The 18223-nt window shown below is 46.1% G+C and carries 20 protein-coding genes; 16 read left to right on the plus strand and 4 right to left on the minus strand.

Annotation, left to right across the window (positions count from 1 at the left end):
* Positions 1-9: 9 nt before the first annotated feature.
* Positions 10-507 (plus strand): DUF2318 domain-containing protein, encoded by a 498-nt coding sequence (locus BQ9856_RS06840; protein ID WP_442855574.1) that lies wholly within the window; start codon positions 10-12, stop codon positions 505-507.
* A 6-nt stretch (positions 508-513) separates the two neighbouring features.
* On the opposite strand, the gene BQ9856_RS06845 is transcribed toward BQ9856_RS06840, so the two are convergent.
* Complete coding sequence (locus BQ9856_RS06845) at positions 514-873, minus strand: winged helix-turn-helix transcriptional regulator (protein WP_077610366.1); 360 nt, start codon at positions 871-873, stop codon at positions 514-516.
* Between the two features lie 143 nt (positions 874-1016).
* Here BQ9856_RS06845 and BQ9856_RS06850 point away from each other — a divergent pair, with 143 nt between their 5' ends.
* From BQ9856_RS06850 to BQ9856_RS06870, 5 genes are all read left to right on the plus strand, one after another.
* The gene (locus tag BQ9856_RS06850; protein WP_077610367.1) at positions 1017-3491 is read left to right on the plus strand and encodes a heavy metal translocating P-type ATPase; all 2475 of its coding nucleotides are present in this window, start codon (positions 1017-1019) and stop codon (positions 3489-3491) included.
* An 11-nt stretch (positions 3492-3502) separates the two neighbouring features.
* Positions 3503-4225, plus strand: a complete 723-nt coding sequence (locus BQ9856_RS06855; RefSeq protein WP_077610368.1) for a hypothetical protein — start codon at positions 3503-3505, stop codon at positions 4223-4225.
* Between the two features lie 96 nt (positions 4226-4321).
* Positions 4322-4531 carry a copper chaperone CopZ gene (copZ, locus tag BQ9856_RS06860; RefSeq protein WP_077610369.1) on the plus strand — a complete coding sequence of 70 codons (210 nt, stop codon included), beginning with the start codon at positions 4322-4324 and terminating at the stop codon, positions 4529-4531.
* A 114-nt stretch (positions 4532-4645) separates the two neighbouring features.
* On the plus strand, positions 4646-5344 hold the full coding sequence (locus BQ9856_RS06865; RefSeq protein WP_077610370.1) for a response regulator transcription factor: 699 nt from the start codon (positions 4646-4648) through the stop codon (positions 5342-5344).
* Positions 5345-5350: 6 nt separating this feature from the next.
* Complete coding sequence (locus BQ9856_RS06870) at positions 5351-6730, plus strand: HAMP domain-containing sensor histidine kinase (protein ID WP_077610371.1); 1380 nt, start codon at positions 5351-5353, stop codon at positions 6728-6730.
* Between the two features lie 21 nt (positions 6731-6751).
* On the opposite strand, the gene BQ9856_RS06875 is transcribed toward BQ9856_RS06870, so the two are convergent.
* Positions 6752-7510, minus strand: a complete 759-nt coding sequence (locus BQ9856_RS06875) for an alpha/beta hydrolase (RefSeq protein ID WP_077610372.1) — start codon at positions 7508-7510, stop codon at positions 6752-6754.
* Positions 7507-8337 (minus strand): helix-turn-helix transcriptional regulator, encoded by an 831-nt coding sequence (locus BQ9856_RS06880; protein ID WP_077610373.1) that lies wholly within the window; start codon positions 8335-8337, stop codon positions 7507-7509. Before BQ9856_RS06880 ends, BQ9856_RS06875 begins: the two co-directional genes overlap by 4 nt.
* A 215-nt stretch (positions 8338-8552) precedes the next feature.
* Here BQ9856_RS06880 and BQ9856_RS06885 point away from each other — a divergent pair, with 215 nt between their 5' ends.
* The 3 genes from BQ9856_RS06885 to BQ9856_RS06895 are packed head-to-tail and all read left to right on the plus strand — an operon-like array spanning position 8553 to position 11470.
* Positions 8553-9644, plus strand: a complete 1092-nt coding sequence (locus tag BQ9856_RS06885) for a FecCD family ABC transporter permease (RefSeq protein ID WP_139348669.1) — start codon at positions 8553-8555, stop codon at positions 9642-9644.
* 13 nt (positions 9645-9657) lie between these two features.
* Entirely contained in the window at positions 9658-10419 is a 762-nt protein-coding gene (locus tag BQ9856_RS06890; RefSeq protein WP_077610374.1) for an ABC transporter ATP-binding protein, read from the plus strand.
* A 28-nt stretch (positions 10420-10447) separates the two neighbouring features.
* Positions 10448-11470, plus strand: coding sequence for an ABC transporter substrate-binding protein (locus tag BQ9856_RS06895; RefSeq protein ID WP_077610375.1), 1023 nt, complete (start codon positions 10448-10450; stop codon positions 11468-11470).
* 77 nt (positions 11471-11547) lie between these two features.
* Here BQ9856_RS06895 and BQ9856_RS06900 read toward each other — a convergent pair whose 3' ends face one another.
* The gene (locus BQ9856_RS06900) at positions 11548-12222 is read right to left on the minus strand and encodes a Crp/Fnr family transcriptional regulator (protein WP_077610376.1); all 675 of its coding nucleotides are present in this window, start codon (positions 12220-12222) and stop codon (positions 11548-11550) included.
* A gap of 111 nt (positions 12223-12333) precedes the next feature.
* Here BQ9856_RS06900 and BQ9856_RS06905 point away from each other — a divergent pair, with 111 nt between their 5' ends.
* The 7 genes from BQ9856_RS06905 to BQ9856_RS06935 form a co-directional block, all read left to right on the plus strand.
* Positions 12334-12669: a cupin domain-containing protein gene (locus tag BQ9856_RS06905; protein WP_077610377.1), complete on the plus strand. Its 336-nt coding sequence runs from the start codon at positions 12334-12336 to the stop codon at positions 12667-12669.
* Positions 12670-12700: 31 nt separating this feature from the next.
* Positions 12701-14293 carry a hydroxylamine reductase gene (gene hcp / locus BQ9856_RS06910; protein ID WP_200801271.1) on the plus strand — a complete coding sequence of 531 codons (1593 nt, stop codon included), beginning with the start codon at positions 12701-12703 and terminating at the stop codon, positions 14291-14293.
* 19 nt (positions 14294-14312) lie between these two features.
* Positions 14313-14495, plus strand: a complete 183-nt coding sequence (locus BQ9856_RS06915; RefSeq protein ID WP_077610378.1) for a DUF1858 domain-containing protein — start codon at positions 14313-14315, stop codon at positions 14493-14495.
* A 28-nt stretch (positions 14496-14523) separates the two neighbouring features.
* The gene (locus BQ9856_RS06920; protein ID WP_235839167.1) at positions 14524-15132 is read left to right on the plus strand and encodes a hypothetical protein; all 609 of its coding nucleotides are present in this window, start codon (positions 14524-14526) and stop codon (positions 15130-15132) included.
* Positions 15120-15668: a hemerythrin domain-containing protein gene (locus BQ9856_RS06925; protein WP_077610380.1), complete on the plus strand. Its 549-nt coding sequence runs from the start codon at positions 15120-15122 to the stop codon at positions 15666-15668. Before BQ9856_RS06920 ends, BQ9856_RS06925 begins: the two co-directional genes overlap by 13 nt.
* Before the next feature lie 436 nt (positions 15669-16104).
* Positions 16105-17208 (plus strand): glycoside hydrolase family 5 protein, encoded by a 1104-nt coding sequence (locus BQ9856_RS06930; protein ID WP_077610381.1) that lies wholly within the window; start codon positions 16105-16107, stop codon positions 17206-17208.
* A 525-nt stretch (positions 17209-17733) separates the two neighbouring features.
* Positions 17734-18223: tRNA threonylcarbamoyladenosine dehydratase (locus BQ9856_RS06935; protein WP_139348765.1), on the plus strand; the 490-nt coding region annotated here is incomplete at its 3' end.

The raw sequence follows: 18223 nt of genomic DNA on the forward strand, positions 1-18223 counted from the left end.
CCTGCCGCAATAACGGCAGCAGCGGCGGTGATGATCGCTGCCGCCGCTCTGACCGCCTGCAGCCCAGGGGCAAAAAAAGGAGAAGCAGAAACTGTGGCTGCATCGGAACAAAGCCGGAGCCAGGGCGGAGAACAGGGAGAGGATCTTGTTATCCCGGTAAAAGAGATTTCAAGTACGGCCAGGTTTTATCCGGTTGAGGTAGACGGTACAAAAATGGAAGTCGTTGCGGTTCAGTCACCCGACGGGACCATACGTACGGCATTTAATACCTGCCAGGTCTGCTATGATTCAGGCAGAGGATATTATAAACAGGAAGGCGATGCCCTGGTATGCCAGAACTGCGGGAACCGTTTCCCCATGAGCCGGGTGGAAGTGGAGGCCGGCGGCTGCAATCCCTGGCCGGTTTTTGACAAAAATAAGACCGTGACAGACGAATCCATCACGATCTCTTATGATTTCCTCAAAGAATCCAAACAGATATTTGCCAACTGGAAAACTTCATATTGATGAACGTCATGTAGGAAATTTCATGGAGCAGCTTACGGTAAGACCATTCTGGGTTAAGTAGTCTGCTCCCCACTTATACATGGCTTCCAGTATGGGCCGGATGCTGGCTCCCAGCTCAGACAGCGTATATTCTACCTTAGGCGGCACCACCGGGTACACGGTACGGATGATTAAATTGTCTTCCTCCAGCTCCCTTAACTGCTGCGTGAGCATTTTGGGGGTAGCCTGGGGAATGAGCTTCCGGAGTTCTCCAAACCGCAGTGTGTGGTTGATTAAGTGCCAAAGAATGAGGGCTTTGTATTTTCCTCCGATCATATCCAGAGTGGTATCTACCGGGCAGTTTTGATTTGTGCAGTTGCAATCCATCAGGGATGTCCTCCTTTAGTATCATTTTAGGTACTATGTCACAAAAAAGTGCATACTTGTAAATTTCGGGATTACTGCCATAATAATAACATGAGTGCTCGAAAACTTCAAGAGCAATCAAATAACAGTGAGGTGAAACATATATGGAAAGTCAAATTTTAAATATACGTGGAATGACCTGTGCGGCCTGTGCCCAGAGAATAGAAAAAACCGTACGGAAGCTCTCGGGTATCAGCCAGGCGAACGTGAATCTGGCAAGTGAAAAGCTGTTCGTGGAATACGACAGTGACAGCCTTAAGCTTGCCGCCATTAAGGAAGCGGTGGCAAAGATCGGATACGAGGTAGTGGAAAAATCCGAAAACGCCAATGTGGCCATTCCGATCGGAGGGATGACCTGCGCGGCCTGTGCCCAGCGTGTGGAGAAAGCCATCGGCAGGTTGGAAGGAGTGGCAAGCGCATCGGTCAATTTTGCGACTGAGAAGGCCACGGTTACCTATGACCCCCAGCAGGTCCGGCTGTCGGTTATCCGCGGAGCCATTGAGAAGGCCGGCTACAAGGCTTTGGAGGTCAACAAATCGGATGCAGCGGAAGAGGACCGCATCCGCAAGCAGAGGGAGATCAAAACCCTTTGGACGAAATTCATCGTTTCCGCCGTGTTTTCCGTACCCCTTCTCTATATCGCCATGGTGCCTATGATCAAGATCGTACGGCTGCCTTTCCCGGCAGGAATCGATCCCATGCAGTATCCGCTGATTTATGCGCTGGCAGAGCTGCTTTTAGTTGCTCCGGTCATAGGAGTGGGGTATAAGTTTTATACCGTCGGTTTTAAAGCGCTGATCCAGCGTAGCCCGAACATGGATTCGCTGATAGCCGTCGGTACTACGGCTGCTGTCTTATACAGCATTTACAATGTGTTCGAAATCGCAAATGGAAGCTTCCAGGCAGTGGAATCCCTCTATTTTGAAACTGCAGGTGTCATCATTACCCTGATCCTGCTGGGAAAATCCCTGGAGGCTGTTTCAAAGGGCAGAACCAGCGAGGCGATAAAGAAGCTTATGGGCCTGGCGCCCAAAACGGCCATTATACTGGAGGATGGGGTGGAAAAGGAAATACCCATTGACGAGGTGGAGATCGGCGATATCATTCTGGTAAAGCCCGGCGATAAAATTCCCGTGGATGGTTCGGTTCTGGGCGGTCATACGGCAATTGATGAATCAATGCTGACCGGGGAGAGCATGCCGGTGGATAAAAAAGAAGGTGACCAGGTTTACGCTGCGTCCTTAAATACAACAGGTACCATTCAGTTTAAAGCCGAAAAGATCGGCAGTGACACGGCACTGGCTCAGATCATCAAGCTGGTGGAGGACGCCCAGGGGTCCAAAGCCCCTATCGCCCAGATGGCAGATATTGTTTCCGGTTATTTTGTTCCGGTGGTCTGCGTGATCGCATTGCTTTCCGGTATCGCATGGTATCTTGGGACCGGAGGCGACTTAAAATTTGCCCTTACCATATTTATCTCGGTACTGGTCATTGCCTGTCCCTGTGCCCTTGGTCTTGCCACGCCTACCGCCATCATGGTAGGAACAGGTAAGGGTGCGGAAAACGGCATTCTGATCAAAGGCGGTGAGGCTCTGGAGACCGCTCATAAAATCAATACCATCGTATTTGACAAGACAGGTACCATTACCGAAGGAAAGCCTACGGTGACGGATGTACTTCCCGTAGAAGGTCTTTCCGGAGAACAGCTGTTACAGCTGACCGCTTCTGCGGAAAAAGGTTCCGAGCACCCGCTGGGTCAGGCGATTGTTCACGGCGCGGAAGATGCAGGGCTTGCATTAGCCGCAGCAGAGCAGTTTGAATCCCTGACCGGACGCGGGATCGAAGCAAAAATTAACGGTGAGGATATCCTTGCCGGCAACCGGAAGCTGATGGCTGAACGGGAAATTTCCTTAAAGGGAATGGAAGAAGTTTCAGACCGGCTGGCGGAAGAGGGAAAAACGCCCATGTATGTGGCGGTTAACGGCAAACTGGCCGGTATTGTGGCGGTTGCGGATGTAGTGAAGGAATCCAGCCGGGCTGCCATTGAAAGCCTGCACCGGATGGGCATTGAAGTAGCCATGATAACCGGTGACAACAAAAAGACTGCCGCCGCCATTGCAAAGCAGGTCGGCATTGACAGAGTCCTGTCAGAGGTACTTCCTCAGGATAAGTCCGATGAAGTAAAGAAGCTCCAGACCGGAGGCCGCAAGGTAGCCATGGTTGGTGACGGGATCAATGATGCGCCCGCTCTGGCCCAGGCGGACATCGGTATTGCCATTGGTTCCGGCACGGACGTTGCCATGGAATCGGCTGACATTGTCCTGATGCGGTCCGACTTGATGGATGTGCCGACGGCGATCAATTTAAGCAAACAGACCATACGGAACATCAAACAGAATCTTTTCTGGGCATTCGGTTACAATGTAATCGGGATCCCCATTGCGGCCGGACTTTTGCACCTGCTCTTTAACGGGCCGCTTCTTAACCCCATATTTGCAGCGGCTGCCATGAGCTTAAGTTCGGTTTCCGTACTGACCAATGCTCTTCGGCTTAAGAGATTCAAACCAACTACAAGATAGAGGTGAAATGGATGAAAAAGAATGTTAAAATAATTGCGGCGGCCGGTGCGGCTGTTGTAGTGGTGGCGGCAATCCTGGCGGTGGTGAAAAGTTCCGTAGGAGGAAACCTTGATGTGGTTGGCAAAGAGTCCGTCACATCGTTTGAAAAGGTTTTAAAAGTAATTCCTGATCAAGTGACAGCGGATGAAATGAATGGAGGCTGGTCACTAACCGCACCCGATGGAAGCGTACGCTTTATCTGGAGTCAGGATTACAGCAGCAGTCCTCTTCACGATGTAATGCTGGAGCTTGATGCAAAGCCCTTCCTTGATGCAGGGCTTGATACAAGTAAGCTTCCGGAAAACTACGCGGCTTATGATGATATGCTGATGGTGGGAAGCAAGCTTGGGAATGACAAGCTCACCTATCAGGGCGGGCCCACAGCCCTGACTGCCTATGAGCAGATCGTAAGCAAATACCGCAGCTCCATCAATTATCACACAGCCCTTGACCACTACGGAGTAAAGCTGGGCGACGGCAACATGTTTGAGTGGGCGAAAAATATGGATACCAACACCGTAACAAAGGAAAATCAGGATAAGGACATCGTTTTTGTTTTAAATCCCGAGCCGCTCATTGCAGCAGGTGTTGATCCGGAAAAAGTGGAAGGCTGGGCATACGCCCAGGTTCCGGTAGAGGAAAATGGGAAGAATATAAATGTTTATAAGTTTTTAAAACCCTTTAACCTACAGTAATATCGCTTACCGGCAGGAAGACAGGCATGAGTAAAGCGAGCATCAGAGGAAGCGCTTTTCGCTTCCGAATCAAATATCATATTGGAGGTAACTCAGATGGCAAAGACAGTAATAAACGTAGATGGTATGGCCTGTGAACATTGTGTCAAAGCAATTACAAAGGCGGTAGGAGCGGTACCCGGCGTATCCGGGGTATCGGTTGATCTGGAAGCAAAAACCGTAACAGTAGAACATGACCCCGACAAGGCGCCCCTCGATAAGATCAAATCTGAAATCGAGGATCAGGGCTACGATGTAGTTGGGTAAAGAGGACGGGAACCGCAGTCGGGCGGTTCCCGCCTTTCGCGCTTTATTTAACCGAATCAAGCAAGTGGCGAAGCGGATTGCGAATATCCGCTTGACAAAGATCGAGGTGCTACGATGTTGAAAAGCAGCAAAAATGTACTTGTGGTGGACGATGAACCGAAAATACTGGAGGTAGTCTGCCTGCTTTTGGAGAGCAGGGGATTTCATGCTTTTTCTGCCGAAAACGGCAGGAAGGCTCTGGAGATATTTGACTCAGAGAATATTTCCCTTGTCATACTGGACCTTATGATGCCGGATATTTCCGGAGAAGAGGTGTGCATGAGCATCCGCAAAAAATCCCGGGTCCCCATCATCATGCTGACTGCCAAGGTAGATGAAAGCGATATCGTCGGGGGTCTGGGCCTTGGGGCGGATGATTATGTCATAAAGCCCTTTGGCTTAAAAGAGCTGTACGCCCGGGTTGAGGCCGTGCTTCGCCGTACGGAAAGCGATCTGGTACCGCTTGCGAAGCGGAATTCATGGAGGGACGGGGATCTGGTGGTTGACTTTGAAAAAAATGAAGTACGGAAAAAAGGGGTTGGTTTGACCCTGACTCCCAGCGAACTGAAGATCCTGTCCGTGCTCATCAAATACCCGGGGAAAGTCTTTACCCGGGAAGAATTGATCGAGGCTGCGCTGGACAAGGACTTTGCCGGATACGACAGGGCCATTGACAGTCACATCAAGAATATCAGGAAAAAGCTTGAGGATGACCCCAGGAACCCGGTATATGTGCTGACGATCCCGGGGCTGGGATATAAATTCGGAGGGTGATGGGAGATGAAGAGCTTAAGAAAGCAGCTGTCGCTGTCCATACTGTTAACGCTTCTGGTCACCATTGGGCTGATCGGCCTGCTTTCCAACTGGTTTATAAACCGGGAATTTGAGAAGTATATTACCGGGCTGGGACAGGAACGAAGAGAGAACATCGTGGACGATTTGAGCAAGCAGTATGACGGATTCAAGCGTAACTGGCGGCTGGATTATGTGCATGCGATCGGCATGAATTCCCTGTACGACGGGTATATCCTGAAGCTTTACGATGCAGGCGGAAACATGGTGTGGGATGCGGAAAACCATGATATGAGCCTTTGCGGCCAGATCATGAATGAGATTTCGGCCCGCATGGAAGAGAGAGGCGCTGCCGGAGGCTTTGTGGACAATACCTATGATATCAGTCAGAACGGGAAAAAGGTAGGTTCGGTTTCCATCAAATATTACGGCCCGTTTTTTATGAATGAGGCTGATTTTAATTTTATCAATGTCATGAACACGGTCCTGCTGGTGATCGGTATTTTCTCCAGTGCCTGCTCGGTTTTAGTCGGCTGTCTGCTGGCAAAGAGAATATCCCGTCCTGTCACAAAGACCGCCTATATCGCGAAGCAGATATCAAAAGGCAATTATAACATAAAGTTTGAGCCCGGGACAAGGATACGGGAACTGGATGACCTTGCAACCTCAATCAACCATCTGTCCGATGCATTAAATGAGCAGGAAAATCTGCGCAAGCGGATGACCGCAGATGTGGCTCATGAACTGCGGACGCCTCTGACCGCATTAGGGTCCCACTTAGAGGCCATGATCGAGGGCTTATGGGAGGCAACGCCGGAACGGCTTAAAAGCTGTCATGAAGAGGTAAAACGCCTGGGAACGCTGGTTGCGGATTTAGAGCAGCTTGCAAAAATAGAAGGTGAAAATCTGATCTTAAATAAATCCCGGATCAATTTGCTGGATACGGTCCGTATCGTGTCGGATACGATGAATGGGGAGATCAGCAAAAAAGGCTTATCCCTGTCCGTGGAAGGAGAGCCGGTCTTTGTGGAAGCGGATAAAAACAGGATCAGTCAGGTCGTCGCCAATCTGCTTTCCAATTCCATTAAATATACGCCGGAGGGTGGAATCGTGCAGATCCGGGTTTCCGAAACAAGTGATTTCGGTATGATCAGGATAAGGGACACTGGAATCGGAATTCCTGAAAAAGAACTTCCATTAGTCTTTGAACGCTTTTACCGGACCGACAAATCCAGAAACCGGAAATCCGGCGGCGCGGGCATTGGACTGGCAATTGTAAAATCCATTGTTACGGCTCACGGGGGGACTGTGACAGCTGAAAGCGAAGAAGAAAAGGGAAGCTGTTTTACGGTAAGTATACCAAAATAGAAGAAAAGAAGTGCGGTATGGCTATTTCCCAATCTGGTCATTCAGCCATAAAAGCCCATTCCGGTAACGTTTATCTGCAAAGGAATGGTGTCCCCCATCATCCTGAGTGACCCTTACTTTCCCCGGAAGTCTTGCGGTCAGGAGCCGTCCTGTTTTTTCTCCATATTCGGCTGCTTTCTCCATTGAGCCTGACTTCCCTTTCCCTTCCTGAGTTCCATAATGCAGGTAGACGGACTTTAGGTCTTCGCTGATGGAACTGCCCTCCAGATAGGAGTACCAGCCGTCATACCAAAAGGAACTGCAGATTCCGGCAACATGACACCAGCAATTCTGTATCGTCAGCGCATATACACTGATCAGGCCTCCGAGAGAGTAGCCCAGCAAAGACACATTCTTCCTATCTGTTTTATAGTTTTCGGACAGCCAGGGGAGAAGGCCGGTTTCAAGAGATTTAAGATATTCATTTCCCCTTCCTTTAAAATCAGGAAAACGGGGAGACATTGCGCTGGCCGGCCATGGGGTATATTCAGAAAGCCGGTCCAAAGGGCATATCATCACCAGTATGAATTCTCTGCCCGTTCCTCTTGCCCAGAGCTCCTCCAGTTCTTCCAGCAGGGGAGTGATTGCCTTAAGGGCCTGATCTCCATCCTGTACCAGGATTGTGGGATACGCTCTGTTTTCATTCTTTTTCCATGATGGCGGCAGATATAAGTAAATATTATGATTTTTCCACTGGGTTTCTATAATAGGATGTTTTCCTTCTTTGTATTCTAAAATCATGATTTCTTTCTTTCCTTTCCATTTCCGCTTTTCATTTTACTTGGAGCAATTCCCATATGTTTTTTAAATAACCTGCTGAAATAAAATTCATCTTTATAGCCTACCGCTGCCGCTGCCTGCCTGACACGGAAGCCGTTCTCATTTAAAAGTCCGGCCGCTGTTTCAAGGCGGTATTCAATGAGATAATCAATGGGGCGGATTCCCATGACTTTATGAAACAGGTAAGAAAAGTGTTCCGGCTTTTTATGAAAATGATCCGCAATATCTGCAAGAGTCAGAGGCTCGGCATAATGACTCCGGATAAACAAAGCGGCTTCATTGATAAAGTTCAGTTCCTCTGCCTTATGCTTGCTGATCTCCGAACAAAACAGCGCATCAAAGAGCTGCTGGGTCATAAAATTCATGCGGAACCGGGAACGTATGTCATGGCAGTGTGAGAGCTTTAACAGATCCTCTAAACAGCCCATTACCTCCTCCTTATTCATGATATCCAACTCATAGGCAGAGTGCATAAAGTCCGTTCTTTTACTTTTGTGATCGCATGGATCATAATACAGATTGATATGACAGAAGGGTTCCGGCCCTTCTGGGAAAAAGGTAAGCCTTTTTCCGGGGCAGCCGTGAATCACCTTGCCCGGCACTGCTGTAAAGACCCTGGAGTCAAAAGAAATGCGGGCTTTTCCGCTGACTGGGAAGATAAAGGCGGCCCGCGTGGTTTCATAAGATGCAGGGACCTGTCCCGGCAGCTTTGTAAAAGAGGCAGCTTTTAGAATCGTCAATGGAAATCTGGCATATTCTTCTGCTAACTGGGTACGGAAATCAGACATTTAAGACCTCCCTTCTTTCATTTATCCATATTCTAATTATTATAGCGGCAGTATTTGGGGAAGTCAACGCAAGTGATATTTGTGATATTTTTTATCGTTTAAAATTCAATAATTGTCCATGTGTTTGAAGAATTATCTATTCCTATTCTGTGTAAGAGTCCGTATAATTATCTGTGGTTAGTTATAACTAATAAGATGGAAGGAGGACTTTTTCTTTGAGTCATTATATTTCTGAAGCCTGCATAGAGAATCAGAAGAGCAGAAAAGCCTTTGGGCTGATGCTTGCAGGAATGGTATTTGTGCTCCTTTTGTCCGCCGTATTGTCCATGTCATTTGGTTCTATGAAGATTGCGCCGTCTCATACCTATGCCATTCTTCTGGAAAAGCTCTTTGGCATACAGTCAGACCCATCTCTGACCGGACGTCTTTCGGAAGTAAATATTATATGGGAGATCCGTTTTCCCCGGGTGATTCTTGGAGCAGCGGTGGGAGCAGGGCTGTCTCTTTGCGGCATGTCCATGCAGGCGGCGGTTCAGAATCCTTTGGCAGAACCATATATCCTCGGAATCTCTTCCGGCGCATCTTTGGGTGCCACCTTTTCCATCATGCTTGGCATGGGCACCTTAAGCTGGTTTTCCATGAACGCCAGTTCTTTCTGGGGATTTGCCGGTGCCTTAGGAGCGGCTTTCTGCGTGTTAATGCTGGCTTCCATGGGAAGTAAGATGACAAGCTCCAAGCTGGTGCTGTCGGGAACTGTGGTAAATGCCCTTTGCAACGCCCTCAGCAATTTCATCATTTTCATGGCAGGAGATGCCCAGGGAATGCAGAGTGTGAAATTCTGGACCATGGGATCGCTTGCAGGAGCAAAGTGGGAGAACATCTTTTTTCCGGCAGCCCTGACTGGGGTCTGTTTTGCAGGATTTCTCTTTCAGTACAGAACGTTAAATGCCCTGCTTCTTGGAGATGAGGCTGCGGTAACTCTGGGGATACCTGTGGCGAGGTACCGAAGGCTGTATATGGCAGCTTCTTCCCTTTTAACCGGAGTATTAGTTGCTTATTGCGGCATCATTGGCTTTGTCGGACTTATCATTCCTCACATAACGAGAGCAGTGACAGGAGCAGACCACAGAAGGCTGACACCTCTGTGTACCGTAGGCGGTGCTGTTTTTATGATCTGGGCCGATACCTTTGCAAGAATCGCCGTACACAATTCAGAACTTCCCATCGGAATCGTAACTGCGCTCATTGGCGCGCCGTTCTTTGTGTATATTCTGATACGCAAAAGCTATACCTTCCGGGAAGGGTAAGGAGGATGAGACAATGGAACTGAAAGTAGAAGACTTAAGGGTGAATATAGGAAATTCCGAGATTGTAAAGGGAGTATCCTTAAATGGAAGCAGTCATCAGTTTATCGGCCTTTTAGGTCCTAACGGAAGCGGAAAATCCACACTTTTAAAAGCAGTTTACCGGGTCCTTAAGCCAAAAGGGGGAGCGGTGCTGATGAACGGGAAGGATGTATCCCTGATACCGGAAAAGGAGAGGGCCAGGGTTATGGCTGTGGTATCCCAGTTCAATCAGGTGAGCTTTGAATTCACGGTTGAAGATATTGTTATGATGGGACGGACTCCTCATAAAAAGAGGCTGGAACGGGAGACGGCGGAGGATTACCGGATCGTTTCCGGGGCCCTTAAAAAGGTGGGAATGGAAGCGTATTCAAAACGCAGATTTTCCACGTTGTCCGGCGGAGAAAAGCAAAGGATCATACTGGCAAGAGCCCTGGCACAGGAGCCGGAGATTCTCATTCTTGATGAGCCGACCAATCATCTGGATATTAAATACCAGCTACAGGTTCTGTCCATTGTGAAGCAGCTGGATATTTGTGTTTTGGCAGCCCTTCATGACCTTTCCCTGGCAGCCATGTTCTGCGATGAGATATATATGTTAAAAAACGGCTGCATTATGGGAAAGGGAAAACCGGAAGAAGTAATTACGCCGGAAATGATACGGGATATTTATGATGTCCGTGCATCGGTGGTCACGGATACAAAAACCGGACAGCTTTCCATCCGGTATCAGATTTAATCATTTGCAATAAAAATAAGGAGTAAAAATGAAAAAGAGAATGAATGTTTTAAAGACAATGGCGGCAGTTTGTGCAGTTGCAGCAGTAACAGCCGGCTGTGCCGCAGATCATGCCAAAACAGAGACCGCACGCAATACCCGGGAGACAGCCGGATCTCCTTTTACATACTTCGCCTATGATGCAGACGGAACCGGTCATGAGCAGACCGTTGAGAAAGCGCCTCAGAAGGTAATTACAAACAACCAGACAAGTACAGAACTCTTGTTAAAGCTTGGACTTGGTGACCGTATTATCGCTACTGTTTTAAAGGACAACCCCACCACCGATGAGTTAGCTGCCGCTTATGATGCCATTCCAATACTGGCAGATAAACGGGATATTTCCAAGGAGAAGGTAGTGGGCATGGAGCCGGACATTGTTGTGGGAAGAGTAAAATCCTTTACCCCTGAGACTCTTGGCTCTGTCAGTGATTTAAATGACATGGGAATTGCCGCCTATACCCAGGAGGCCACCCGTATGGACCAGGATGTGACCATGGAATCCATTCTTGATGACATCAGAAACATCGGTAAGATCTTTGAGAAGGAGGATCAGGCCGAAGAGATGGCTAAGGAGCTCACCTCCCGCCTTACGGAAACCGAAGATCGCTTAAGGTCCCTGGAGGGAGAGCCTTTAAAGGTTCTTCTTATGGTTAATTATCAGGATGGGACCTTTGGCGGTTACGGTAATAATGCTTCTCTTCAAAAGGATCTGTTAAGGCGCCTTCATGCAGTGAATGTACTGGAAAAAGGCGGCAGCGCTCTTTCCGCAGAGAATTTAATCTCCATGGACCCGGATGTGATCGTTTATGTCAAGGGAACCCATAACGAAGAAAATGACCGGAATGCAATGGAGGCCATGCTTTCCAACGAAGTAATCCAGAGTGTAAAGGCCATTCAGAACCAGAAGATTATAACCGTTGAGTACAACGAACTGATGGGAGGAGGATACCGGACCTTTGACTGTATGGAGACACTGGCAGATTTCCTGTATCCGGAAACTGCAAAGTAATGATCTAACGGCTTAAAAACAGCAGGCGGCGCCAGGATTTGATGCGAATCCCGGCGCCGCCTTCTTTTTTGATCCTGTCATTCATGAAAGTCTTCTTTTAAGGTAAAACGGTTTTTCTTATAGGTCAAAATCCCTTCTGCCTGTAATTTGCTCAGCTCGTTGGACAGGGCGCTGCGGTCAATGGACAGATAATCCGCCAGCTGCTGCCTGTTAAATGGAATATCAAAGGTGGAAGCATTGCTTTTTAAGGATTCGGCAGAGAGATAAGAAAGCAGTTTTTCCCGGATGGTCTTTTTGGACATGTGCTGCATTTTTTTCGTCAGAGTTAAATTTCTTCTTGCAATGGAAGATAAGAAGTTCTGGATCAGGCGTGTATGGAACGTGCACGCAGAGGTGCATACGGTCAGTATTTTATTGAAATCCAAAAACAGCACATCACATTCCGAGTCAGAAATTACACTCATTTCAATGGGGAGGGAGGAGAGGCAGGCATAAGTCTCAGCAAACAGAGTACCAGGCATGACTTCGGATATAATGGTCCGTCTGCCCCAGAAATCTTCCTGAATGATGAGGGCGGTCCCGGAAAGCACCATTCCCACCGAATGGATGTAATCCCCGCTTCTGATAATAAATTCCTCTTTTTTAAAATGCTTCTGCCGCGCCGAGAGACATTTGAGCATTGCGTTTATTTCGTCCGGACGGACCCCTGAAAACAAACTGGATTTTTTTAATACAGGCAAATATTCTTCCATTTGCTTCCCCCTTTCAAATTATTTTAAAAATGTTGTAATAACAACTGAAATGATGTAATTATTATATTATAATCTCCATAGAAAGGCAAGAAAAAAATAAGGAGGAGCCAAATGTCAGAGAAATTAATCAAAAATATAAAGCATGAGGAAATCATAGTGTTATCCGAATTGGTAAGCGTCCAGGAAGGTCAGATCGTCAGCAAGACACTTGCACAAAATGAGGCACTTAGCATTACCTTGTTTGCATTTGATAAAGGCGAAGAAATCAGCACCCATGATTCCAATGGAGATGCCATGGTATCTGTTTTAGAAGGAACCGGTAAATTCACGGTCGACGGAAAAGAGTATCTTCTGAGTGCAGGCCAGACTCTGGTGATGCCGGCGAAAAAGCCCCATGCGGTTTATGCAGTGGAAAGCTTCAAGATGTCATTGACCGTAGTTTTTTAAATAAATTTATATAAAATAGGAGAGAATAGAGATGGATCATAAGATGTTTTGTTTTCAGTGTGAGCAGACAGCAGGCTGCAGCGGCTGTACAGGCAATGCAGGAGTATGCGGCAAATCAGCCAGCACCGCAAATTTACAGGATGAACTGACCGGCGCACTCATTGGCCTGGCAAAGGCATGCGGCAATAATCCCCGTTTGGAGAATACGACAAGAATTATCGTGGAAGGATTGTTTACCACCATCACAAATGTAAACTTTAATGATGAAGTTTTAGCAGAAATGATTGCAAGGGTCCGGAAAGAGAAAGAAAAAATCGTACCGGACTGCGGCAGCTGTCTGTCTGTTTGCGGAAACACATCTGATTTTGACATGAAGGAAATCTGGGAGGCAGATGAAGATATCCGTTCCTTAAAGTCTTTGATTTTATTCGGATTGCGCGGTGTTGCAGCATATGCCTACCATGCCATGGTCCTTGGACAGGAAGATGAGGCGGTCAATGACTTTTTCTATAAGGCTCTGTCAGTCATAAGCTATGATCTGTCCATGGAGCAGCTGTTACCGGTTGTACTTGAAGTAGGAGAGGTAAATTTGAAATGCATGGAATTGCTGGATAAAGCAAATACGACCGCATTCGGAACTCCGAAACCGGCCAGCGTGCCCCTTACCATTGAAAAAGGTCCGTTTATTGTAATCACCGGACATGATCTTTATGATTTAAAACAGCTCCTTGAGCAGACAAAGGATAAAGGCATAAATATTTACACCCACGGAGAGATGCTTCCGGCCCATGGCTATCCGGAACTGAAAAAGTATCCGCATTTAAAGGGAAATTTCGGAACCGCCTGGCAGAATCAGCAGAAAGAGTTTGATTCCATTCCTGCGCCGGTCCTGTTTACAACAAACTGCCTGATGCCTGTAAAAGCAAGCTATGCGGACCGTGTATTTACCACGGAAGTGGTTTCCTATCCGGAAATGGTCCACATTGGAGATGAAAAAGACTTTACACCGGTTATTGAAAAAGCGCTGGAGCTTGGCGGATACCGGGAAGACCATGAAATGACGGGAATCAATGGCGGTAAGGAAGTCATGACAGGATTCTCCCATGGAACAGTACTTGGAGTTGCGGACCAGGTCATTGATGCCGTGAAGCAGGGAGCGATCAGCCACTTCTTCTTAGTAGGCGGCTGTGACGGCGCCAAGACAGGAAGAAATTATTATACTGAATTTGTAAAGCAGTCCCCGAAGGATTCCATCATCTTAACACTGGCCTGCGGAAAGTACCGTTTTAACGACCTTGATCTTGGAACCATCGGAGGGCTTCCGAGAATCATGGATATGGGACAGTGCAATGATGCGTTCAGCGCGATCAAGGTAGCGGTGGCACTGGCAGAAGCCTTTGGATGCGGGGTCAATGAGCTCCCGTTATCCATGGTATTGTCCTGGTATGAGCAGAAGGCGGTCTGCATTCTCCTTACCCTGTTACATCTTGGAATCAAGAATATTTACCTTGGACCATCCTTACCTGCATTCTTATCACCGAATGTATTAACATTCCTCGTTGAAAACTACGGAATATCACCAATCAGCACACCCGAAGAAGATTTAAAGAAAATTCTCGGATAATAAACAGGAGGCGTTTGATATGATAACAAAAGAAATGAATATTGGAGAAATTTTAAGAAGCAACCCAAATGCGGCAGAAATTTTAATGGGCTGCGGCATGCACTGTCTGGGATGTCCGTCATCCCAGATGGAATCCTTAGAGGATGCATGTATGGTTCACGGACTTGATACAGACGCAGTGCTGGACAAGCTGAATCATTAAGGAAAAGAGGTGCAGGATGAGTGCCTTTTTGGGACCAATACACACTTGGTTATACAACAAAATAAAATTTCAGGATGCAATGGTTGACGCGATCTTAGACCTTGCAGAAGAAAAAGGTTACGCCGAAGAGCTTAGAAGTAAGGTTGACAGCAGATATGGAGTGCTCGGAAACGGAAATTTAGAAGACATGATCGATACGGGCAATATCCATGGCTGGCTGCAGGAAAAAGTGAGTCTGGTGGAAAACAGAATGGCTTATGTGGTGGCAACACTGCTGGAACCGGATTCCGGAAGGCTGTCTGATATCCTGGCTGCTATCTGCGAATTCGGAAAGAAAAATTCCCCGGATAAAGAGATCACGGTCCGCAAAGCCTATGAGTATCTGGAAAACACACTGTTAAACGGTATGCCATGCGACAGGGTGAATGAACTGGTTGAAGAAGCAGAAGACAAACTGGTATGGAGACAGACGCAGGATATCCACGGTGCTTATTGGGCGATGATCCATGGGGACGTAAAACATTATTATGACTTAAGAGAGTCCCTGATAAAAGGAATGTTTAAAGATTCCGGGATAGAATTTCATCAGACCGGGGATCAGGTATATGAATTAAGGAGACGCTTATGTATGGAATAGACATCTTAATGAAGGAGCATGAGAACATTCTGTCTTTCACCGGCTTATTAAGAAGCATTTGTTCCGGCATTCTGGAGGGGAAGCCGGTGGAGACTTCCCTGCTGAGGGAGTGCGTTGACTTCGCAAGGAATTATGCGGATAAGCATCATCATGGAAAGGAAGAAAAGGTCCTGTTCCGGATCATGCTGGAAAATATGGGTCCTGTTGCGGAAAAGCTCATAAGGAACGGCATGCTTGTGGAACATGATCTGGGAAGATTGTATGTTTCCGAGCTGGAAAAAGCCATAGAGGAATATGAGAAAAATCCGGGAACAGAGCCGAAACTGGATATTATCTCCAATGCAGTGGGCTACGGTGCGTTATTAAAGCGCCATATTGAAAAAGAAGATGAGGTTGCTTATACGTTTGCAGCCCGCGCATTGTCGGAGGATCAGTTAAAAGCCGTGGATGATGAGACAGAATCATTTGAAAAGCAGGCAGAGGATGAGGGCGTACAGGATAAGTACGAATCATGGATCAGACAGAAGATAAAGTAACAGCAGACAGGACGGTTTGTAAAAACAAACCGTCCTGTCTGTTTTTTTGAGACTGATTTGAAGTCAGCGGAAACGGGAGTATCCTAAAGTTTGTGTAAACCTTCAAACTGATGTGAAATAAAATTAATCAGTTTGGAGGTTTATTTTAAAGGTTAATGTGCAAATATTGGCACTTAACATGTATAATATTGGCACTTTGGTTGAAAATAAAATAATTTATTTTATACTAAAAGTAATATAACAAGTAGTTTCTCTAAGCCCCTTTTACATTCCTACATATCTTTGCGATATAGGACTATGATAGCAGAATATGAATCTTATTGTTCTGTATTATTAGTCTTTATTTTTATAAGGAGGAGGTGAGACTTTTGTTACCGGTAGATTATTTGTTTGGTTTTAATAAACAAAACCATCATATTGATTAGGAGGTAATTGAATGTTTAAAAAATTAAAAATGAGTGTTGTTTCAGTTCTATTGAGTGTACTTGTTATTGGTACGGCAGAGCCGGTAAAGGCAGCTGACGGATCCAGCTATCAGACACAAATGAGAGGTCTTTCAGCTTCTGAACTGACTGCTGATATGGGAGCTGGCTGGAATCTGGGGAATTCACTGGAGTCCGAGAATAACGAAACTTACTGGGGAAACCCACAAACCACAAAGGCAATGATTGATAAGATTGCCGCAAAGGGGTTTAAAACCTTACGTATTCCGGTAAGATGGGATGATAATTATACAGATTCTTCTTCCTATACAATTAAATCTGACTATATGGACAGAGTCGAAGAAGTTGTAAATTATGGTCTTGCTGACGGAATGTACGTTATTATCAATGTTCACCATAATGATCTGCAGACTATGGTTTCCACAGACAGTAATGTACAGAAGCGTGTTAAAAATGAATTATCGGCTATATGGAAACAGGTTGGAAAACGTTTTAAAAATTACGGTGACAAGCTTATTTTTGAAACCATCAATGAACCTAGAGCCGGAGAGGATTGGAATGGAAATACTTCTTACTATGATTGTGTCAATAAGTATAACGAGGCCAGCCGTGCCGCTATCCGTGCAACAGGAGGGAATAATGGCTCAAGGCTGATCATGATGCCTGCTTACTGTGCTTCCCCTGACACACCTAAAATAAATGGCTGGAAAAATCTTGGAAACGATCCTATGATTGCTGTTTCCATTCATGCTTATCTGCCATTTGATTTTGCCTTTGAAGGAGGCGGACATTCAAATTGGACAGATTCAGACTATCAATCCCTTGACTCTGTTTTTAATCAGCTGGATTCTGCTTTTATCAGCAAGGGAATTCCTGTTGTTATTGGAGAATTTGGAGCAACGAATAAAGGAAATACCGCTGATCGTGAGAAGTATGCTGAAATATACGCAACCTTTGCTAAGAAGTATGATATACCTTGTATTTGGTGGGATAACAATTGCTTTGGATACGGTGCAGAGAATTTTGGTATTTTTGACCGCAGCTCATTATCATTTACCTATGAAGGAATTGCTGATGCTTTGGTAAATGTATACTAAGGCAGTTCGGAATAATAAAGAGAATTACGTTTCACTTTTCCGGGGGAAATAAGGAGGTGATCGCAAATAGTGAAGAGTCAAAACCATAGCGGTAAAAAAAAGTTAGTGCTGAAAGCTTTAACCAGCTGTTTTGTAATTATACTGTTTGCCCTTTATTTTTTACATATTCTTAGTATACCGGCCTTTATTGCTTTGATTGCTATAGTTTTGGTATTGTTTTGGGTAATAATTTCTTGATTACGGAAGGAGTGGGAGATGGCTTTTCTTTCACTCCTTTCACTTACTGCAATTTGTTAGACGTTTACGAAACTCCGTGTCCCGCATAAATGCGGGATATTTTTTTTATTACAAATAAATGGTTGGTCGGCATATCAACCTGGAATGAGAGACACTTATTGCTCCTATAATCCGGAAAAAAGAAAAGGCAATAAATATCATTTGCCCAAATACACATTTCGAAGTATAATAAAGTGTATTTTTATTCCTATTAAACAGATAGAAAAATTAAGAAAGAGGTTGAATCAATTGTTGAACCAGTTTTCAAGGACCCAGTTATTATTGGGGGAAGATGCCATGGATAAATTGATGGGGGCGAAAGTTGCTGTTTTTGGTATCGGCGGTGTCGGCGGATATACGGTGGAAGCCTTGGTGAGAAGCGGGGTCCGTTCCTTTGTACTTGTTGATGATGACAAGGTTTGTCTTACCAATTTAAACAGGCAGATCATAGCGACCAGAAAAACGGTAGGCAAATATAAGGTTGAAGTAATGAAGGACAGAATATTGGAAATCAACCCGGATGCTCAAGTGGAAATGCACCGGTGCTTCTATTTACCGGAAAACGCGGCTGATTTTGATTTTAAGAATTATGATTATGTGGTGGATGCGGTAGATACTGTCACCGCAAAGCTTGAACTGATCATGCGCGCAAAAGAAGCGGGTGTGCCGGTCATCAGCTGTATGGGCGCCGGCAATAAACTGGATCCTACGAAATTTGAAGTGGCGGATATTTATAAAA

It is taken from the genome of Clostridium sp. Marseille-P2415 (assembly GCF_900155545.1).
Lineage (GTDB): Bacteria > Bacillota > Clostridia > Lachnospirales > Lachnospiraceae > Lacrimispora.

Bases quoted from the DNA above. Each gene is read 5' to 3' on its own strand.
- BQ9856_RS06845 (WP_077610366.1), bottom strand. From the start codon at position 873: ATGGATTGCAACTGCACAAATCAAAACTGCCCGGTAGATACCACTCTG.
- BQ9856_RS06850 (WP_077610367.1), top strand. From the start codon at position 1,017: ATGGAAAGTCAAATTTTAAATATACGTGGAATGACCTGTGCGGCCTGT.
- BQ9856_RS06855 (WP_077610368.1), top strand. From the start codon at position 3,503: ATGAAAAAGAATGTTAAAATAATTGCGGCGGCCGGTGCGGCTGTTGTA.
- copZ (WP_077610369.1), top strand. From the start codon at position 4,322: ATGGCAAAGACAGTAATAAACGTAGATGGTATGGCCTGTGAACATTGT.
- BQ9856_RS06865 (WP_077610370.1), top strand. From the start codon at position 4,646: ATGTTGAAAAGCAGCAAAAATGTACTTGTGGTGGACGATGAACCGAAA.
- BQ9856_RS06870 (WP_077610371.1), top strand. From the start codon at position 5,351: ATGAAGAGCTTAAGAAAGCAGCTGTCGCTGTCCATACTGTTAACGCTT.
- BQ9856_RS06875 (WP_077610372.1), bottom strand. From the start codon at position 7,510: ATGATTTTAGAATACAAAGAAGGAAAACATCCTATTATAGAAACCCAG.
- BQ9856_RS06880 (WP_077610373.1), bottom strand. From the start codon at position 8,337: ATGTCTGATTTCCGTACCCAGTTAGCAGAAGAATATGCCAGATTTCCA.
- BQ9856_RS06890 (WP_077610374.1), top strand. From the start codon at position 9,658: ATGGAACTGAAAGTAGAAGACTTAAGGGTGAATATAGGAAATTCCGAG.
- BQ9856_RS06895 (WP_077610375.1), top strand. From the start codon at position 10,448: ATGAAAAAGAGAATGAATGTTTTAAAGACAATGGCGGCAGTTTGTGCA.
- BQ9856_RS06900 (WP_077610376.1), bottom strand. From the start codon at position 12,222: ATGGAAGAATATTTGCCTGTATTAAAAAAATCCAGTTTGTTTTCAGGG.
- BQ9856_RS06905 (WP_077610377.1), top strand. From the start codon at position 12,334: ATGTCAGAGAAATTAATCAAAAATATAAAGCATGAGGAAATCATAGTG.
- hcp (WP_200801271.1), top strand. From the start codon at position 12,701: ATGGATCATAAGATGTTTTGTTTTCAGTGTGAGCAGACAGCAGGCTGC.
- BQ9856_RS06915 (WP_077610378.1), top strand. From the start codon at position 14,313: ATGATAACAAAAGAAATGAATATTGGAGAAATTTTAAGAAGCAACCCA.
- BQ9856_RS06925 (WP_077610380.1), top strand. From the start codon at position 15,120: ATGTATGGAATAGACATCTTAATGAAGGAGCATGAGAACATTCTGTCT.
- BQ9856_RS06930 (WP_077610381.1), top strand. From the start codon at position 16,105: ATGTTTAAAAAATTAAAAATGAGTGTTGTTTCAGTTCTATTGAGTGTA.